This window comes from Streptomyces sp. NBC_00289 (assembly GCF_041435115.1).
In the GTDB taxonomy this organism is placed as follows: domain Bacteria; phylum Actinomycetota; class Actinomycetes; order Streptomycetales; family Streptomycetaceae; genus Streptomyces.
Genome location: NZ_CP108046.1, coordinates 1,286,285 through 1,305,144, shown reverse-complemented (window position 1 = coordinate 1,305,144; position 18,860 = coordinate 1,286,285). Strand labels below are relative to the sequence as shown.

13 protein-coding genes and 1 pseudogene are annotated in these 18,860 nt (G+C 71.5%); 9 read left to right on the top strand and 5 right to left on the bottom strand.

Annotated elements, in window-relative coordinates; all coding sequences use genetic code 11:
- Positions 1–153: 153 nt before the first annotated feature.
- The 4 genes and pseudogenes from OG985_RS06510 to ppdK form a co-directional block, all read right to left on the bottom strand.
- Positions 154–582: a hypothetical protein gene (locus tag OG985_RS06510; protein WP_371667257.1), complete on the bottom strand. Its 429-nt coding sequence runs from the start codon at positions 580–582 to the stop codon at positions 154–156.
- Between the two features lie 119 nt (positions 583–701).
- A pseudogene (adhE, locus tag OG985_RS06505) lies at positions 702–3,388 on the bottom strand (bifunctional acetaldehyde-CoA/alcohol dehydrogenase).
- 202 nt (positions 3,389–3,590) lie between these two features.
- Positions 3,591–4,298: a CBS domain-containing protein gene (locus tag OG985_RS06500; RefSeq protein ID WP_371667256.1), complete on the bottom strand. Its 708-nt coding sequence runs from the start codon at positions 4,296–4,298 to the stop codon at positions 3,591–3,593.
- 157 nt (positions 4,299–4,455) lie between these two features.
- Complete coding sequence (gene ppdK / locus OG985_RS06495; protein WP_371667255.1) at positions 4,456–7,140, bottom strand: pyruvate, phosphate dikinase; 2,685 nt, start codon at positions 7,138–7,140, stop codon at positions 4,456–4,458.
- A gap of 361 nt (positions 7,141–7,501) precedes the next feature.
- Between ppdK and OG985_RS06490 the strand changes: the two genes are divergently transcribed.
- From OG985_RS06490 to OG985_RS06460, 7 genes are all read left to right on the top strand, one after another.
- On the top strand, positions 7,502–9,220 hold the full coding sequence (locus tag OG985_RS06490) for a GAF domain-containing protein (protein WP_371667254.1): 1,719 nt from the start codon (positions 7,502–7,504) through the stop codon (positions 9,218–9,220).
- 221 nt (positions 9,221–9,441) lie between these two features.
- A complete protein-coding gene (locus tag OG985_RS06485; RefSeq protein ID WP_371667253.1) occupies positions 9,442–10,356 on the top strand; it encodes a universal stress protein in 915 nt (304 codons plus the stop codon).
- Between the two features lie 3 nt (positions 10,357–10,359).
- Positions 10,360–10,599: an Hsp20/alpha crystallin family protein gene (locus OG985_RS06480; protein ID WP_371667252.1), complete on the top strand. Its 240-nt coding sequence runs from the start codon at positions 10,360–10,362 to the stop codon at positions 10,597–10,599.
- A 303-nt stretch (positions 10,600–10,902) separates the two neighbouring features.
- Entirely contained in the window at positions 10,903–11,775 is an 873-nt protein-coding gene (locus OG985_RS06475) for a universal stress protein (RefSeq protein WP_371667251.1), read from the top strand.
- 32 nt (positions 11,776–11,807) lie between these two features.
- On the top strand, positions 11,808–12,569 hold the full coding sequence (locus OG985_RS06470; RefSeq protein WP_371667250.1) for an HAD family hydrolase: 762 nt from the start codon (positions 11,808–11,810) through the stop codon (positions 12,567–12,569).
- Complete coding sequence (locus OG985_RS06465; RefSeq protein WP_371667249.1) at positions 12,566–14,935, top strand: glycoside hydrolase family 65 protein; 2,370 nt, start codon at positions 12,566–12,568, stop codon at positions 14,933–14,935. Before OG985_RS06470 ends, OG985_RS06465 begins: the two co-directional genes overlap by 4 nt.
- 261 nt (positions 14,936–15,196) lie before the next feature.
- Complete coding sequence (locus OG985_RS06460) at positions 15,197–16,033, top strand: universal stress protein (protein ID WP_371667248.1); 837 nt, start codon at positions 15,197–15,199, stop codon at positions 16,031–16,033.
- Between the two features lie 9 nt (positions 16,034–16,042).
- On the opposite strand, the gene OG985_RS06455 is transcribed toward OG985_RS06460, so the two are convergent.
- Positions 16,043–16,327, bottom strand: coding sequence for an SHOCT domain-containing protein (locus OG985_RS06455; protein ID WP_371667247.1), 285 nt, complete (start codon positions 16,325–16,327; stop codon positions 16,043–16,045).
- Positions 16,328–16,617: 290 nt separating this feature from the next.
- Between OG985_RS06455 and OG985_RS06450 the strand changes: the two genes are divergently transcribed.
- Both OG985_RS06450 and OG985_RS06445 read left to right on the top strand, forming a co-directional pair.
- A complete protein-coding gene (locus OG985_RS06450; protein WP_371667246.1) occupies positions 16,618–17,028 on the top strand; it encodes a hypothetical protein in 411 nt (136 codons plus the stop codon).
- 155 nt (positions 17,029–17,183) lie between these two features.
- On the top strand, positions 17,184–18,800 hold the full coding sequence (locus tag OG985_RS06445) for an MFS transporter (RefSeq protein ID WP_371667245.1): 1,617 nt from the start codon (positions 17,184–17,186) through the stop codon (positions 18,798–18,800).
- The last annotated feature ends 60 nt before the right edge of the window (positions 18,801–18,860 follow it).

Genomic DNA, 18,860 nt, shown 5'->3' with positions numbered 1-18,860 from the left:
CACGATTTACTGCCGCGTAGGGCCCCGTCAGTGGGCCGTTGGTCACCTCACCGGTCCGGACGGCCCTGGCGGTCGTGTCCCGGCGGTGTCCGCCCGCGGGTGGCGGGCAGGCCGGCGGCCCGGTCGGTGGACCGTGACCGACCGGGCCCGATGTCACTGCGGACTCACGCCGTGCGGGAGTCCTCCGCCGCGCTGCCGGATCCCGCGGCGGGACCTGACGTCCGCTCCCACCGCGCCAGGGCGGGGCAGCCGTCCGGTGTCCGTCGGCCCAGGCCTGGGCCGCCTTGTCCGTCTGCCGGCGAAGTCGCCCTGGAGCCGGTCGACGACCTCCGTGCCCGTCGCCTCCTCGGCGACCGCGACCACCTGACGACCGCCGACGCGCAGGTCGGCCGTGGCCGACCACGGGTGGCCTGAGTGGTGGGCTGCCGCTCGCGCGATGTGCACCTCGCCGGTGACGACGGGCAGACCCGGCCTGCCGAGGAAGCCGACCTTCGCCCGGGCGTATGCCAGGGTCTTCTCGTCCACGGCGCCGTCGCAGCGCGGCCGGACCGGGGGTGACTGCTGGGTGTGGTCGATGGTCATTCGGTGTCCCTCCTTCGTTACGGCGGACAGGTTCGGCGTCGCCTCGGGGCGGTCTTCCGCGCGGGACGCGGCCGGCTGCCGTGGTGGCGCACATCGCGGGTGAACCACGTCGGGCTCGGTCAGTTCGTCGGAGCGGCGGCGTCGGTGCGCTCGCCCGGGCCGTAGTAGGCCGCCCGCATGAGCCCCCGCATGTCGTCGAGCATGGGCATCCGCGGGTTGGCGGGCGCGCACTGGTCCTCGTAGGCGTTCAGGGCCTGCTGGGGCAGGGCGCCCAGAAAGGACACCTCGTCGACACCGAGAGCTTGGAACGTGGGCTCGATGCCCACGGCGTCACGGAGCCGTTCCACCGCCGAGGCCAGCGACTCGACGCCGTCCGCCGGGGTGGCGGCGGGCAGACCCAGCGTGAGGGCGATGTCCTGGAAGCGTTCGGGGGCGCGGTAACTCTCGTACTTGGGCCACCCGGTGAGCTTGGTGGGGACCGTGCCGTTGTCGCGGATGACGTGCGGCAGCAGGACGGCGTTGGTACGGCCGTGCGCGATGTGGAAGGTGGCGCCGAGGGTGTGAGACATGGCGTGGACGATGCCGAGGAAGGCGTTGCCGAACGCCATGCCGGCGAGGGTGCCGGCGTTGTGCATCTTCTCCTGTGCCCGGGGCCGGGCCGCGCGGTCGTTGACCGCCGCCTCGATGTTGTCGAAGACCAGCCGGATCGCGTGCAGGGCGAGGCCGTCGGTGAAGTCGTTCGCGTACACGGACACGTACGCCTCGATGGCGTGGGTGAGGGCGTCGAAGCCGCTGTCGGCGGCCAGCGCGCGGGGCAGTCCGGTGGTGAGCAGCGGGTCGACGATGGCCACGCTCGGCGTGAGCGCGTAGTCGGCCAGCGGGTACTTCTTGCCGGTCGCGGGGTCGGAGATGACGGCGAACGGGGTCACCTCGGCGCCGGTGCCGGACGTGGTGGGGATACACACCAGACGGGCCAGCTTGCCCAGGACGGGGAAGCGGAAGGCGCGCTTGCGGATGTCGGAGAACTTGTGCCGCATGTCGGCGAAGTCGACGTCCTTGCCCTCGGCCTGCTGCTCGTACAGCAGCCACATCACCTTGGCCGCGTCCTGGGGGAGCCGCCACCGAGGGCGATGATGGTGTCGGGGCGGAAGTCGCCCATGAGGCGGGCGCCGCGCCGGACGGAGTCGATGCTGGGCTCGGGCTCGACGTTGTCGATGACCTGGATGGTGACGGGCTCCCGGCGTCGCCGCAGTACACGCTCGACCCGGTCGACGAAGCCGAGGCGGGTCATGGTCGCGTCGGTGACGACGGTGACGCGGTGGACGTCCGGCATGGAGGCGAGGTAGCGGATGGCCTGCGGCTCGAAGTAGATCTTCGGGGGGACCTTGAACCACTGCAGGTTGTTGCGACGCATGGACACGCGCTTGACGTTCAGCAGCTGGGCGGCGGAGACGTTGTTGGACACCGACGTGCTGCCCCAGGAGCCACAGCCCAGCGTCAGCGACGGCAGCAGGCTGTTGTATATGCCGCCGATCGCGCCCTGTGAGGAGGGGGCGTTGACGATGATCCGTACGGTCTTCATGCGCCTTCCGTAGGACTCGGCCAGTCCGAGGTCCCCGGTGTGGATGACGGCGCTGTGGCCCTGCCCGTGGAAGGCGACCATGTCGGCGGCCAGGTCGAAGCCCTGCTGCACGGAGCCGGCGCGAAGGACGGCGAGGACGGGGCAGAGCTTCTCCCGGGTGAGGGGCTCCTGCGGGCCGACCCGGTCGGCCTCGACCAGGATGAGCGAGGTGTTCTCCGGAACGGAGAATCCGGCCTGCTCGGCGATCCAGGACGGGCTCTGCCCGACGGCCGCGGAGTTGACCTTGGGCTCACATCCCGAACCGGCGGCGCCTATGGGGAATAGGTACGTCTCCAGCTTCGCCTTCTCCTCGGCGGTGGCCACGTGGGCGTGCAGGGTGCGGAATTCGGCGAGGACCGCGTCGTGGATCTCCTCGTCCAGGATGACGGCCTGCTCGGAGGCGCAGATCATGCCGTTGTCGAACGACTTGGACAGCACCAGGTCGTTGACGGCCCGGCGCACATCCGCGCTCCGGTGGACATAGGCGGGCACGTTGCCGGCCCCCACGCCGAGGGCCGGCTTTCCGGCCGAGTAGGCGGCCCTCACCATGGCGTTGCCGCCGGTGGCGAGGATCAGGGAGACGCCGGGGTGCCGCATCAGGGTGCCGGTCGCTTCGACGGACGGGGTCTCGATCCACTGCACGCAGTGCTCGGGCGCGCCTGCGGCGACCGCCGCGTCGCGCACGACGCGGGCCGCCTGCGCGCTGCAGCGCTGGGCGGAGGGATGGAAGGCGAACACCACCGGATTGCGGGTCTTCAGCGCCATCAGCGCCTTGAAGATCGTGGTGGAGGTCGGGTTGGTGACGGGCGTGACCGCGCAGACCACACCGACGGGCTCGGCCACCTCGATCATGTCGTCGATGTCGTCGCGGGCGATGACGCCGACGGTCTTCATCGGGCCCATGCTGTGCGTGACGTACTCGCACGCGAACATGTTCTTGGCGGCCTTGTCCTCGAAGACGCCGCGCCCGGTCTCCTCCACCGCGAGCAGCGCGAGCGCGGTGTGCTGGTCCAGGGCAGCGACCGAGGCCTTCTTCACGATGTGGTCGACCTGCTCCTGATCGAGCGCCTCGTAGTCGGTCAGCGCCTTGAGACCGTTCGTCACCAGCCGGTCCACCGCGATGACGGTGTCGGAGGGCGTGGCGGCGGGGCCGGTGGTCGCGCTGCGGTCGTCGTGGCGGGTCATCTGGGCGAGCCTCCGTCGTCGGAAGGGCCGCGCCGCACGGGTGGCGGTGCGGGAAGGGGGAGCGGAACCGTGGGGATGTGACGGGGACCGTTCCCACCAGCAGCGTCTCTCGTCGCCCTCTTCCCACCCAGGTCCCGTTGGTCCCCGCGAAGGGCTGACCGGCCCCAGGCCGGCCGGGCCGGATGTCCCGCTTGTCGCGGCTCTAGTCGTGCCGGGGACCGGGGGCGGGAGGCTTCTCGGACGGGCGGGTGTCGTCGACGCGGAAGGTCAGGCCGTTGACGACACCGACCACCCCGTCCACTCGGTACGTCAGCCGGATCGCGAGCGGAATGTCGCTGCGGTGTTGCACAGCCCCTTCCAGCGTCACCATGCCGTCCCGGACCGAGACGGCCACGCCGTGGGCCGGCAGCCCGAGGGCGCGGGGCATCACCTCGGCGTGGACCTCCTGACGGATCTCGTCGTCCGTGCGGAGGAACACCCGCAGCAGGTCGCGCCGGGTGGCGATGCCGATCAGCCGGTCCTCCTCGTCCACGACCGGCAGGCGCTCGACGCCGCGACGCTCCATCACGCGCGCGGCGTCCGCGATCCGCTGTTCCGGATGCACGGTGATCGCGGGCGTCGACATCAGCTCCGCCGCCGTACCCGCGCGGGCGAGGGCATCGGCGCGACGGGCGGCGCGTCCCAGCGGGAGCATCCGAAACCGCCGTGCCCCTGTACCCGTCGGCTGGGCGGTCTGGCGGTGGATCAGATCGGTCTCGGAGATCACCCCCACGACCTTGTCGTCGTCATCCACGACGGGCAGCCCGCTGATCCGGTGCCGGTCCAGCAGCCGCACGACGTCTTTGAACGACGTCTCCGGGTGCGCCTCGACGACGTCGACGGTCATCACCTCACCAACGATGCGGGCCATGTCACCCACTTCCTTTCTCGTCGCCCCTCGGTGGGAACAGGGGCCGGGAGTTCCGTGCCGGGAGAGCGGCCCGTCCACCGGCTCGGCGGGCGGCAACCTGGGGCACATGGTGCTGCCGACGCCCGCGACGGCCTCCCCTGAGGGAGACCGCCCCGTGTCACGTGCTGTCGCTCGCCCCCGTCTCGGGGAGCGCGGCCCGTCCGGCCTCCAGGCGTGCGACCGGGACGCGGAACGGCGAGCAGGAGACGTAGTCCAGTCCCGCGGTGTGGAAGAAGTGGACGGAGTCGGGATCCCCGCCGTGCTCGCCGCAGACGCCGATCTTCAGACCGGGGCGCGCGGCGCGGCCTTCGGCGACCGCCATCCGGACGAGGCGTCCCACTCCGTCGCGGTCGAGGGTCTCGAACGGTGAGGTGGCGAAGATGCCCTTGTCGAGGTAGGCGGAGAAGAAGGCGGCCTCGACGTCGTCGCGGGAGAAGCCCCAGGTGGTCTGGGTGAGGTCGTTGGTGCCGAAGGAGAAGAACTCCGCCTCCTCGGCGATCCGGCCGGCCGTCAGCGCGGCCCGGGGCAGTTCGATCATGGTGCCGACCGGGCAGTGCACGGGGACACCGGACTCCTTGGAGACCTCGGCCAGGACTCGTTCCACTTCCTCGCGCTCGATGCGCAGTTCTTCGACGGCGCCGACCAGCGGCACCATGATCTCCGCCTCCGGGGAGCCCCCGGCCCTTGTGCGTTCCACGACCGCCTCGGCGATGGCCCGCACCTGCATGGCGACCAGTCCTGGCACGACCAGGCCCAGACGGACACCACGCAGACCGAGCATCGGGTTCTCCTCGTGCATCCGGTCGACGGCGTCGAGGAGTTCCGCGTCGTGCGGGCCGGGCACGCTGCCCTGGGCCTCGGCGGTGGCGATGCGCACGGCGAGCTCGGTGCGGTCGGGCAGGAACTCGTGCAAGGGCGGGTCGATGAGCCGGATGGTGACCGGCAGACCGTCCATCGCCTCCAGGATGCCGATGAAGTCCTGCCGCTGGAGCGGCAGCAGCGCACTCAGTGCCGCCTCGCGCTCCGTCTCGTCGCGGGCCAGGATCATCGCCTCGACCAGCTTGCGGCGCTCGCCTAGGAACATGTGCTCCGTGCGGCACAGTCCGACGCCCTGCGCGCCGAACCGCCGGGCCCGGGCGGCGTCCTCGGGGGTGTCGGCGTTCGCCCGCACTTCCAGCCGCCGGACGCAGTCGGCCCGTTCCATGGCGCCGGCCACGGCCTCGACCAGCCCGTCCTGCCGTTCACCCGTCTCGAAGTACCGCATCACCACGGAGTCGACCAGCGGAGCGGCACCCAGGTACACGGCGCCCTCGGAGCCGTCGACGGAGACGACCGTGCCCTCTTCGACGACGGTGCCGCCCACGGTGAAGCGGCGCGCCCCGAGCTCCACGCTCAGTTCCTCGGCACCGCACACGCACACCGTGCCCATGCCACGGGCGACCACGGCCGCGTGGCTGGTCTTGCCGCCGCGGCTGGTCAGCACCGCCTGTGCGGCGATCATCCCGGGCAGGTCGTCGGGAGTGGTCTCCTGGCGTACCAGGACGACCTTCTCGCCGGTGGTGGCCCGGCGGACGGCTTCGGCGGAGTCGAACACCGCGGCCCCCACGGCCGCGCCCGGCGAGGCCGGGAGGCCGTGTGCGAGCGCCTCGCCGACGGCCGAGGTGTCGAACCGGGGGAACATCAGCCGGGCGAGGCCGTCCCCGCTGACGCGTGCCAGGCTCTCGTCGGCGGTGATCAGGTGCTCGTCGGCCAGTTCGGCGGCGATGGCGAACGCCGCCTCGGCGGTGCGCTTGCCCACCCGGGTCTGCAGCATCCACAGCCGGCCGCGCTCGATGGTGAACTCGATGTCGCACAGGTCCCGGTAGAGGGTCTCCAACGTCCCCAGGTAGCTGCACAGTTGCTCGTACGAGACCGGATCCAGATCTGCCAGCGCGGTCAGCGGGACGGTGTTGCGGATGCCGGCGACGACGTCCTCGCCCTGCGCGTTCGCCAGGTAGTCGCCGTACAGCCCGGGCCGCCCCGTAGCCGGGTCGCGGGTGAAGGCGACGCCGCTGCCGGAGTCGGCCCCGAGGTTGCCGAAGACCATGGTCTGCACGTTGACCGCGGTACCCAGGTCCTCGGAGATGTGCTCGCGCCGACGGTAGAGCCGGGCGCGCTCGCCGTTCCAGGACTCGAAGACGGCGAGGACGGCCCGGCGCAGCTGCTCGTCCGGGGACTGCGGGAAGTCCTCGCCGGTCTCCCGACGGATCAGGTCCTTGTACGCCCCGACGAGCCAGGTCAGGTCCACGGCGTTCAGGCCCGGGTCGTTCTTCGCGCCCCGACGCCGCTTGAGGTCGGCCATGGCGTTCTCGAACAGGGAGCCGTCGACGCCCATGACGGTGGTGCCGAACATCTGGACAAGGCGACGGTAGGAGTCCCAGGCGAAGCGTTCGTTCCCCGAAACCTTCGCCAGGCCGATGACGGAGTCGTCGCCGAGGCCGATGTCGAGGATCGTCTCCATCATGCCGGGCATGGAGAACCGTGCCCCGGAGCGGACGGACAGCAGCAGCGGGTCGTCGGGCTGCCCCAGCCGCCGTCCCGCGACCTGCTCCAGTGCCACCAGGCGCCCGGAGATCTCACCGGCCAGACCGTCCGGCTCGGTGCCGGTGGCGAGGAAGACACGGCATGCCTCGGTGGTCACGGTGAAACCCGGCGGGACCGGCAGCCCCAGCCGGGTCATCTCGGCCAGGTTCGCGCCCTTGCCGCCGAGCAGGTCGGCGAGGTCACGGCCGCCCTCTGCGAAGTCGTACACGTAACGGACCATGACGCCGGTCTCCTCTGTCAGGCTTCGGACTCGATACACCTCCAGCGTCCGACCGCCGGAACCGGAAGGGGCAGGTGCTGTCGGTCCCCCTCACTGGGCCGGTCGGCCCAGGCGGGTACGCCCCTCACCCGGAGGCGCGCTCGAAGCGTCTGGGCGTGAGGTGCGACGGACGGCGGGCAGCGGTGCAGGCCAGGAGCGGTGTCGGCCGAGGCGGCGGCGGGGCGGGCGCCGAAGCGGAGGCGCTGCGGCGGAGCCCCCCGCACGAGTCTTGATTCACTATCGCGCCCTGCGGCCGACCACTAACGTGAGAGCAGACCGGGCCGGTGGGTGTCCGTGCGTCGACAGACCTGGAGGATTTCGGGTGCCAAACCCCGAGGAGGCTCGCGTAGGGCTGCCTCAGCTTCGGCTCGACGAGCTGCTGGAGGAGCTGCAGGCACGGCTGGACGCGGCGCGCGGCACCCGTGACCGGGTGCACAGCCTGCTCGAGGCGGTACTGTCCGTCGGCCGGGAACTGGACCTGGAGCAGGCCCTGTTCAGCATTGTGGAGGCCGCCGCGGCGCTGGTCGACGCGGAGTACGCGGCGCTGGGCGTGATCGGGCCGGACGGCAAGCGACTCTCGGCCTTCCACACCGTCGGGGTCACCGAGGAGCAGATCGCCGACATCGGACCGTTTCCCGAGGGGCACGGCATCCTGGGGGAGCTGATCCGCCACCCCGAGCCGCTGCGCCTGGCGAAGATCTCCGAACACCCGGCCTCGTACGGTTTCCCGGTCCACCACCCGCCGATGAACAGCTTCCTCGGCGTCCCGATCCGCGTGCGCGACCAGGTCTTCGGCAACCTCTACTTGACCGAGAAACGGGGCGGCGGCCAGTTCGACGAGGAGGACGTCTCGGTCACGCAGACGCTGGCCGTGGCGGCCGGCGTCGCGATCGACAACGCGCGTCTGTACGAGGAGTCCCGTCTGCGGGAACGCTGGCTGCGGGCCAACGCGGAGATCACTTACAGCCTGATGTCCGGCGGTGAACGCGCCGAGGTCCTCACCCTGATCGCGGAGCGGGCCGGTGAGATCACCGGATCCGCCCTGGCGGCGGTCGCGCTGCCCATGGCGGACACCGGGTCGCTCGCCGTGGAGATCGCCGTCGGGATGGACGCCGAGGCGCACCGAGGCCTCATACTGCGGATGGACAGCACCTTGATGGGGCTGGCCTTCGCCGACGACGCCCCGGTGACCAGCGCGGACGTCACCCACGATGAACGGATCTCCCTGGAGCCACCGCGTTTTGGGGGACTCGGCCCCGCCGTGGCCGTGCCCATCGGCGCGGGCGAGGCGGGTCCACGGGGCGTGGTCCTCCTGGCCCGAAAGGCCGGCCAACCGGTGTTCTCGGCCACGGAGACGGAGCCCCTGAAGGCGTTCGCCGCGCAGGCCGCCATCGCGATGGAGCTGGCGGAACGCCGCCAGGACGCTGAGGAGGTCGCGGTGCTCAAGGACCGCGACCGCATCGCGCGAGACCTGCACGACCTGGCGATCCAGCGGCTGTTCGCCACCGGCATGACCCTGCAGAGCGCCGGACGTTTCATCGAGCACGATGAGGCCGCCGAGCGCGTGGCGCGCGCGGTCGACGACCTGGACGAGACCATCAAGATCATCAGGTCGACGATCTTCGGCCTGCGCACGCGCGACGCCACCGTTGAGTCGGGGTTGCGGGCGCGCGCCGTACGGGTGGTGGGCGAAGCGGCGCCGATCCTGGGCTTCGCCCCCAGCGTGCGCATGGAGGGCCTGCTGGACACCGATGTGCCGAAGGAGATCGCCGACCACGTGGTGGCGGTGCTCTCCGAGGCCCTGACCAACATCGCCCGCCACGCTCGTGCAGACCGGGCCGATGTGGTCCTGGCCACGGACGGGAGGGCGGTGCGGCTGTCCGTCACCGACAACGGTGTGGGGATCCCGGAGGGCGGCCGCCGCAGCGGGCTGCGCAACATAGCGGAGCGTGCCGAGCAATTGGGCGGCCGACTGGAACTGGGCAGACCCGCGTGCGGCGGCAGCACGCTGCTGTGGTGTGTGCCGTCGCGGAAGTCGTAGACGCCGGGGGCACGGCACCACGGCACCACGGAAACAGGGCCATAGGGCCCATGCCCTCACAGACTTGACGGCGGAGTCTGGAGGTGACAGGGGACGGCATCCCACACGGCGTCAGCGGCGCCGCCCCGAGGGCCGATCGGCTCCTGACGGGGACCTCTGGCCCCTCCTGTCCTGACGCGTGCGGCTCCGAAACTGGCGGTGCACCCCTGAAGGAGGTCCGCATGCCCGCCATCACCGTCGGTCTCGACGGCTCGCCCGAAAGCCTCGCCGCCGCAGACTGGGCCGCTCGCGAGGCAGCACAACGAGAGGTGCCCCTGCGTCTCCTGCACGCCGGGGACTCGCTGAGCCCTCTGTACGCGCCCTTCATGGGTGTTTCGGCGCCAGGTGTGATCGACGCACAGCGCGAGTGGGCGGCCCATCTCCTGCACGAGTCCGCGTCCCGGCTCGCAGAACGCCACCCCGGTCTGCGGATCACCACCCAGCAGTCCGGGGAACAGGCCGTCCCGGCCCTGCTGACCGTCGCGGACGACACCGAACTACTGGTCCTGGGTTCCCGGCGCCTCGGTACCGTGGTGGGATTCCTGGTCGGCTCCGTCGCACTCGCCGTTGTGGCACGCACGGAACGGCCCGTCGTCCTCGTGCGGGCCGGTGGGCGCGCAGAGGACGAGCATCTGGCGGACGCCACGGGCGCCGACGCGATGACCACGCCGTACCGCGAGGTCGTGCTGGGGTTGGACCTGGAGAGCCCGGGCGACGCCGCCGTCGAGTTCGCGTTCGAGGCCGCCCGGCGTCGCGCGGCCGGTCTGCGGGTTGTGCATGGCTGGGACCCGCCTGCCGTCTACGGCTACGGCGCCGTCATGGACTCGGGTCTCGACGCGGAACTCGCGGAGGAGACACGGCGCGGGCTGCGTGACGTCCTGCGCCCGTGGAAGGACAAGTTCCCCGGGGTGGCAGTGCGGGAGCAGGCCGTCGTCGGAAGCGCCGGCCGTCATCTCGTGCAGGCCTCACGGGACGCGTCACTGGTCGTCGTCGGGCGGAGGAGGCGCCAAGCGGTGGTCGGCGGCCGCATCGGCCCCGTGACGCACGCGGTGCTGCAGCACGCCGTCGCGCCGGTTGCGATGGTGCCGCACGAGTGACACGTGGGAGCGGGCCGTCCCGCGCCGGCGCCACCGCGCGCCGAAATACCCGGTCTCGACCCCGACAAGGATGTCGAGATCACTGCGGAGGACCACGTTCTGACCCTGCGGGCCGAGCTTGGTCGGGAGACGACGGAAAAGCGCCGTACGGAGTTCCGCCCCGGCACCTTCGCCCGTTCCGTTCGACTGCGGGCCGGAGCGCAGGGTGACAGGCGACCGCCGAGTACAAGGACGGTGTTGTGACCATCACGGTCCCGGTCCGGCGGGAGACCGGGACCATCCAGGTGCGGCGCGGCTGAGGCCGGGGGGCGTCGACCGCACCCGGTTTGCGTGGCCGGTGGACTGCCGGCCACGCACACTGCCGTGCTCGGCGGCATCGAAGGACGGGATGGCGGCCACCGGGCCGAGTGGCTCTCGGTATCTCGCCGCCGACCCGGGACAAGGGCCGGATGCCCCCGTCAAGGGCCCATGCGGCACTCGTACGGCCCGCCGACCGGTGCGACCGTTCAATCGGAACTCCGTGCTACCCGGAAGGCGGTGGGGACAATGACACCTCCCCTGGTCGTGGGCGTCGACGGATCCGATGCGAGCCTGCTGGCGGTCGACTGGGTAGTGGACGAGGCCGCGCGGCACGGCCTCCCTCTGCGGCTGGTGCACGCCTCGCGCTGGGAGCGGTACGAACGAGCCCTTCCCTCCACCGGTCTCGGCCGCCCGTCGGAGCGTGTGCTTGGCGAGCACCTCGTCGCCTCCGCCGCCGAGCGCGCCGGGCGGCGCGATCCGGAGGTGAAGGTCACCACCGGTACCGTCCCCGACGAGGCGGCCGAGGCCCTGCTGCGCAAGGGGAACAACGCCTTCGCCCTGGTGACGGGTTCGCGCGGCTGCGGTGAGCTGACCGGCATGCTCCTCGGCTCGGTCGGCCTGGCAGTGGCGGCCCGCGCGCACCGTCCGGTGATCGTGGTCCGGGGCGACAGGGCGGCCCTGTCCGGATCCCAACGGATCCTGCTGGGCGCGGGCGAACCAGAGACCGGCGCGGACGCCGTGCGTTTCGCCTTCCGAGAGGCCGAGGCGCGCGGGTGCGCTCTCGACGTCGTACGCGCATGGCGTTGCCCCGCGCACGAAAGCGCCGACGATCCCGCGCTCGCCGACGAACCGGCGCGTCGGCACGAGGAGCGGGCCTCGGCCCAGCTCGACGCGGTACTGAAGGACTCGATGGTCGACCATCCGGATGTGCGGGTGCGTCGGGTCACGATCGAGGGGCCGGCCCACAGCGTCCTGGTACGCCGCTCCGCCGCTGCCGACCTGGTGGTCGTCGGGGCCCGGCGCCGGCACGGCCACCTCGGGCTCCAACTGGGCCGGGTGAGCCACACCCTGCTCCACCACGCGGACCGCCCGGTGGCGGTCGTGCCGCAGACGGTGTGACTTGTTGTACGTGCCTGCCTGTAGGGGGAACCATGAAGGCTGCCCGGTCCCGTGACGTGCTCGCACCCGCGCTGCGGGAGGTCGACGCGGTCGTGTTCGACACCGACGGGGTGATCACCGACTCGGCGAAGGTGCACGCGGCCGCCTGGAAGACCGCCTTCGACACCTTCCTGACCGAGCACCCGCCGAAGGACCCCGCGCAGCGGCGCCCGTTCGACCCCGGCGACGACTACCTGCGCCATGTGGACGGCAAGTCCCGGCTCGACGGCGCGGCCGCCTTTCTGGCGTCACGTGGCCTCGACCCGACGGCGGCGGCCGTGCGCGCCGTGGCGGCGGACAAGGAGTCGCTGTTCGTCGAGCGGCTCCGCGAGCACGCCGTCGACGCGTATCCGGGAACCGTGCGGCTGGTGCACGCCCTGCGCTCCGCCGGCGTGTCCGTCGCCGCGGCCTCCGCGTCCAGACACGCCCGCGAGCTGCTTACCGGGGCGGGTGTGTCGAACCTCTTCGAGGTCCTGGTCGACGGCGGCGAGGCGACCCGCCTGGGGCTCGCCGGCAAGCCGCGGCCCGACCTGTTCCTGGAAGCCGCCCGCAGGCTCGGCGTGCCCCCGGCCCGCGCCGCTGTGGTGGAGGACGCCCTGGCGGGTGTCGAAGCGGGCCGCCGCGGCGGTTTCGCCCTCGTTGTCGGCGTGGACCGGGCCGCCGGTCCGGACACCCGCCCCAGACTGCTGCGGCACGGCGCCGACATCGTCGTACCCGACCTCGGCGAGCTGCTCGACGAGGGAGTACGGCGGTGACGGGCTGGACATGGGAGTACGACGGCTACGACCCGGCGGACGAACGCCTACGGGAGTCGCTGTGCACACTGGGCAACGGCTACTTCGCCACTCGGGGAGCCCTTCCGGAGTGCACCGCGGACGACGTGCACTACCCCGGTACCTACGTGGCCGGCTGCTACGACCAGCTCACCACGGACATGGCAGGTCGACGGGTGCGGAACGAGGACATGGTCAACGTCCCGAACTGGCTGCCGCTCCGCTTCCGCCTCGCCGGGCAGCGATGGCTCAGCCCCGACACCGCGAAGGTGCTGGAGCACGTTCAGGTGCTGCACCTGGCCTCGGGACTGCTGGAGCGCCGCACGCGCTACGCGCTCGGCGAGGGCCGGGTGCTGGCGGTGCGGCAGCAGCGTCTCGTGCACATGGCAGACCCCCATCTGGCGGCGCTGCGCACCGAGTTCACGGCCGAGGGCTTCGCCGGAGACCTCGACGTCGAGGCGGCGCTGGACGGCGGGGTCACCAACGCCGGGGTCACGCGCTACCGGGACCTGGACGGCCGTCACCTGACCCGGGTGCGCACGGGATCCGTCGAACCGGACACGGTGTGGCTGCACTGCACGACCCGCACCTCCGCCATCCGCATCGGCATGGCGGCCCGACTGAGCGCCGACACAGCGGTCACCGACTGGCACGAGGCACCACGTGTGGGCCAGCGCGTGCGCCTCGGCCTGCTTCCCGGCCGCAGCGTCACCGTCGACAAGACCGTCGCCCTGCACACCTCCCGCGACCCGGCGATCAGCGACCCGCTGGACGCCGCGATCGACCGGGTGGCCGCGGCGCCCGCCTTCGACGAACTGCTCGAAGCCCATCTGACGGCCTGGGACCAGCTGTGGCGGCGGGCCGAGCTGGAGGTGGCCGGGGAGGCGGGACGCATCCTGCGCCTGCACCTCTTCCACGTCCTGCAGACCCTATCCCCGCACACGGCGGACCTCGACGTCGGCGTACCGGCCAGAGGACTGCACGGCGAGGCGTACCGCGGTCATGTCTTCTGGGACGAGCTGTTCGTGCTGCCGTACCTCAACCTGCACTTCCCCGAGGTCTCCCGTGCCCTGCTGCGCTACCGTCACCGGCGCCTCGACCAGGCCCGCGCTGCCGCTCGGGCGCTCGGCCGGCGCGGCGCGCTGTACCCGTGGCAGAGCGGAAGCGACGGGCGCGAGGAGACACAAGAGCTCCACCTCAACCCCCGCTCGGGGCGATGGCTGGCCGATCACTCACGGCTTCAGCGGCACGTCGGCTCGGCGGTGGCATACAACGTGTGGCAGTACTGCGAGACCAGCCAGGACGCCGAGTTCCTGCACACCAAGGGTGCCGAGATGCTGTTGGAGATCGCCCGCTTCTGGGCGGACTCGGCAACCTGGGACGAGGGGCTGGGCCGGCACCGCATCCGGGGCGTCATGGGACCCGACGAATACCACGACGCCTACCCCGGGGCACGGCAGCCGGGTCTCGACGACAACGCCTACACCAACGTCACCGCCGCCTGGGTGCTCACCCGCGCGCTGGAGGTCATGCGGACCCTGCCGGAACCCCGGCGGCGTGAACTCGCCGAGCGCACCGGTCTGGACGACGGTGAGCTGGAACAGTGGGAGGACGTCTCGCGCACCCTCCATGTGCCGTACCACGACGGCGTCATCAGCCAGTTCGAGGGCTACGGCGACCTCGCCGAACTCGACTGGAAGGACTACCGCGCGCGGTACGGCGACATCCGGCGCCTGGACCGGATCCTCGAGGCGGAGGGCGACACCGTCAACCGCTACAAGGCGTCCAAGCAGGCCGACGTGCTCATGCTCGGCTACCTCTTCTCACCGCTCGAACTCCGGGGCGTGTTCAAGCGGTTGGGCCACCGGCTGGACGACGACATCTGGCGCCGGACAGTCGACCACTACCTCCTGCGCACCAGCCACGGCTCCACCCTCAGCGGCCTGGTCCACGGCTGGGTCCTGGCACGGGCCCGGCGCACCGAGGCATGGACGTACTGCCAGGAGGCGCTGCGCGGCGACATCGCCGACCTGCAGGGCGGCACCACCGGCGAGGGCATCCACCTGGGTGCCATGGCCGGCACGCTCGACCTCGTCCAGCGGGGGCTGACCGGGCTGGAGACCCGCGCCGGCGCGCTGTGGCTCGATCCCGTGCCGCTGCCGGAGCTGTCAACCTACGGGTTCTCCCTCCGATATCAGGGGCACTGGGGCGTTCGGCTGCGCCTGGAGCGCGGTGGGCTGGAGGTGACGGTGCCGCCGTCCGATCGCTCACCGATCGACATCCGGTTGCCGGACCGAGCCGTCCGCGTGCGGCCGGGGGAGAGCTGCCACCTCCTCCTGCCGGACTGACGGCTGGTGTCACGCGGAGGATAACTGTGCGCTCCACCTCGTCGGTTCACGGGGTTTCCGGCGGCTGAGGGAGGGCCGGACGGCGCACTCAGGGGCCCGACCGGCTCCTGCCGGAGAGCCTTGCGCCACGAGAGCGTGGGGTCCGCAAGCAGGGGAGGGTCGCCGGACTCCCGGCGTCGGCAGTAGAAGCCGTCCGAAGTCGCACCGAGGAGCGCGCTGCCCGGATCCTGAGGGAGCGCCAGAGAAAAGGGGGGAGTCGCCATGAGCGGCCCCGTACTGGTGGGAGTGGACGGCTCGGTGACGAGCGTGGCCGCGGTGGAGACCGCCGCGCGGCTGGCCGATCGTCTGGGGGTGGGCATCCGGTTGACGCAGGCCTGCGAATGGCCCGCGGCCCATGTACCGCCCGGCGCGCCGCCGTGGAACGCGGGCGGGAGCGGGACACACGGTTTGGTGAAGGGGGCGCTGACGGAGGCCGAACGGCTGGCACGTTGCACCGCGCCCTGGCTGCGTGTCACGCACCAGGTCCTGGTGGGCGATCCCGTGACCGTGCTCGAGTCCGAGTCCCGCGGGGCCTCTCTCACTGTCGTCGGGAGTCGGCCGACGAGCCGATCCGGCGGCGAGCGACGCGGCTCGGTCGCCGTGCGGCTGGCGGCCCGCGGACGTTGTTCGGTGCTGGTGGTGCGAGGAGGGCCGGACCGGACCGGTCCCGTCGTGCTCACCGGCGAGCACGGACATGCGGGCCGGGAAGCGGCCGAGTTCGCCTTCGCCGAAGCGTCCGCCCGCGGAACGGATCTGGTGGTGCTGGACGGGCTCGGGATGCACGACCGCCGGCGCCGGAACACGTTCGACGACAGGCTGTCCGTGCTGCGGGAGAAGTACCCGGACGTCGACGTCCGCCGTCCGCGGGTCCCGGGCAGGACCCGCCGAGCGGTCATCGAGGCGAGCACGCACGCTCAGCTCGTCGTGGTCGGCACACCAGGTCGGCGCGGAGCCGCGGCCTCCTTGCCGACCCGGGTCGGCCGAACGGCTCTGCGGCACGCCGACTGCTCTGTCGCGGTCATCCGCGCGGAGGAGGAGAACCGGCGGCGAGACCGCTGACGACCGCGGTCAGTGCAGGATCTTCTCCTTGGCCCGCTGGAACTCCTCGTCGGTGATGTCTCCCCCGGAGCGGATGTCGGAGAGTTTCGCGAGCCGCTCCGTTTCGTTGCCGGACTCCGCACCCTGGCCGGCGGTGGTGCGGATGCAGTCGTCGAGCGCCTGCTGCTCTGCCTGGGTGTGCCGGGTCTCGCACCTGCCTACGTTCTTGCCACGTGAATCGGCATCGCCCGCAGCGGGTGATTCGGGTCCGCTGCCGTCCGGCGACGGCTTGAGCCGACATGCCGCACCGCACACCGCCGCTGCGCCGACGAGAACGGTGCGGACCGGTGCGAGGCGCCCCGGGCGCTCAGCCCAGCGACAGGGAGCCAAGGCGGCAGCCGACCCGCTCCGACGCTCAGCGACAGACAGACGCGGCAAGCCGACCCTGACGCAACGCCCCCTCGCCGGCTTGTCCGCCTCCGGCGGCCTGCGATCCGCGGCACGGAATTCACCCGCCTGGGGTGATCTCCCTTCGCCGGCCACCGCACAGGCTGGGAGACGCAGCCCTGGACGCTGCGTCTCACCGACGAAGTGAGGAATCCGCCATGACCACAGGCACGATGCACCACCACTCGGCCAGGTCCGAGGGAGCAGCCGGCGGGCTGGTGACGTTCGCCGGCGTCATGCTGTTCATCGCAGGCATCCTCGACCTGTTCCGGGGAATCATGGCCATCGCCAACGACGACGTCTATGTGTCCACACCCAACTACGTCTTCAAGTTCGACCTGACCAGCTGGGGCTGGATCCAGCTGGTCCTCGGAGTGATCGCCATGGGCGTGAGCGCCGGGCTCTTCTCGCGCGCCACGTGGGCCCGGGTCGTCGCGGTCGGCATCGCCGGACTGCTGATCATCACCAACTTCCTGTCCATCCCGTACTACCCCGTGTGGTCGCTGACGCTGATCGCGCTGTACGCCTTCGTCATCTGGGCCCTGTGCACGGTCCCGCGGGATGGCTGACGCCGACGAGGCGAAGCCGCCGTCTGTGGCGGAGCTGCCGGAGCCGATCGGTGAACCGGTCGGCCGGCGAATTGCCGGAGTGACGACCTGCCAATCGGATGATCTCCATGGCGGGTCGCTCACCGGTTCTCCACGGCCGTTGCGACGATACGGTCATGAGCCCCAAGGCGGAGACACGCGGGAGTTCCTCGACGGCCCGGATCGTCCTGCTCACGCTCGCGGCGGGCCAGTTCCTGATGGCGCTCGACAGCTCCGTCATGAACGTGTCGATCGCCACGGTGGCCGAGGACGTGGGCTCGACCGTGACCGGGATCCAGGGCGCGATCACGGCGTACACGCTCGTGATGGCGATGTTCATGATCCCCGGCGGCAAGGTCGGCGCGCTGATCGGCCGCAAGCGGGCCTTCATGATCGGCTGCGTCATCTACGGCTGCGGGTCCCTGACGACGGCGCTCGCCCCGAACCTGCCGGTGCTGCTGATCGGCTGGGCGTTCCTGGAGGGCGTCGGCGCGGCACTGATCCTGCCCGCGATCGTGGCCCTCGTCGCCGGGAACTTCGCCGTGGAACGCCGTCCCGCCGCCTACGGGCTGGTCGCCGCCGCGGGGGCCGTGGCGATCGCGGTGGGGCCGCTCATCGGAGGCGTGGCGACGACGTACTTCTCCTGGCGCTGGGTGTTCGCCGGTGAGGTGCTGCTGGTGCTCGGCATCCTGGTGCTCGCCCGCAGGGTCGCCGACGCGGCGCCCGACCGGCGGCCCCGCATCGATCTCCTCGGCGCCGTGCTCTCCGCTCTGGGGCTCGGGATCTTCGTGTTCGGCGTACTGCGTTCGGACGAGTGGGGCTGGTTCCGGCCGAAGCCCGACGCGCCCTCGTGGCTCGGGGTTTCGCTGGTCGTGTGGCTGATGCTGGCCGGCCTGTTCCTGATCTGGGGCTTCCTGCGCTGGGAGGCCCGGCTCGTCGGACAGGGCAGGGAGCCGCTCGTGGATCCGGCGTTGCTGGAGAACAAGCAGCTCACCGGCGGCCTGACGATGTTCTTCTTCCAGTACCTCGTGCAGATGGGCGTGTTCTTCGTCGTACCGCTCTATCTGTCGGTGGCCCTTGGCCTCTCCGCACTGAAGACCGGCGCATGCATTCTGCCGCTCTCGCTGACGCTGCTGGCCGCCGCGATCCTTGTCCCCCGACTCCTCCCTGACGTCTCACCGCGACGGGTGGTACGGCTGGGGATCCTCTCCATGTTCGCGGGGGCGCTGGTGCTCATGGCCGCGCTCGACGCGGACGCGGGCGCGGAGATCGTCACGATTCCGCTGCTGCTGATCGGGCTGGGTATGGGCGCGCTGGCCTCCCAGCTCGGCTCGGTCACCGTGTCCGCGGTGCCCGACCGGCAGAGCGCGGAGGTCGGCGGCATCCAGAACTCCGTCACCAACCTCGGGGCCTCGATCGGTACGGCACTCGCCGGGTCGATCCTGATCGCGACGCTCACCACGTCGTTCCTGACCAGCATCGAACAGAATCCCGCGGTCCCGGCCAAGGTCAAGGACCAGGCGAACGTCCAGCTCCAGAGCGGCGCGCCCTTCCTGTCGGACGCCCAGCTCAAGACGGCCCTCGCCGATGCCGACGCGAGCACGGAGGTGACCGACGCCGCGCTCGACGCGAACGCCGAGGCGAGACTGGACGGCCTGCGCGCCGCACTCGCCATCCTCGCGCTCAGCGCGCTCCTCGCGCTGTTCTTCACCCACCGGATCCCGACGACCCAGCCCGGCTCGACCAAGCCGTAGCGGCAGGCGGCGATGTCGCCGGCGCGCGTACGCCGTTGGTGTACGGGTAACTGGTTCCCA

Excerpts from the sequence above, each read along its gene's own strand:
- OG985_RS06510 (WP_371667257.1), bottom strand. The coding sequence starts at position 582 with ATGACCATCGACCACACCCAGCAGTCACCCCCGGTCCGGCCGCGCTGC.
- OG985_RS06500 (WP_371667256.1), bottom strand. The coding sequence starts at position 4,298 with ATGGCCCGCATCGTTGGTGAGGTGATGACCGTCGACGTCGTCGAGGCG.
- ppdK (WP_371667255.1), bottom strand. The coding sequence starts at position 7,140 with ATGGTCCGTTACGTGTACGACTTCGCAGAGGGCGGCCGTGACCTCGCC.
- OG985_RS06485 (WP_371667253.1), top strand. The coding sequence starts at position 9,442 with ATGCCCGCCATCACCGTCGGTCTCGACGGCTCGCCCGAAAGCCTCGCC.
- OG985_RS06475 (WP_371667251.1), top strand. The coding sequence starts at position 10,903 with ATGACACCTCCCCTGGTCGTGGGCGTCGACGGATCCGATGCGAGCCTG.
- OG985_RS06470 (WP_371667250.1), top strand. The coding sequence starts at position 11,808 with ATGAAGGCTGCCCGGTCCCGTGACGTGCTCGCACCCGCGCTGCGGGAG.
- OG985_RS06460 (WP_371667248.1), top strand. The coding sequence starts at position 15,197 with ATGAGCGGCCCCGTACTGGTGGGAGTGGACGGCTCGGTGACGAGCGTG.
- OG985_RS06450 (WP_371667246.1), top strand. The coding sequence starts at position 16,618 with ATGACCACAGGCACGATGCACCACCACTCGGCCAGGTCCGAGGGAGCA.
- OG985_RS06445 (WP_371667245.1), top strand. The coding sequence starts at position 17,184 with ATGAGCCCCAAGGCGGAGACACGCGGGAGTTCCTCGACGGCCCGGATC.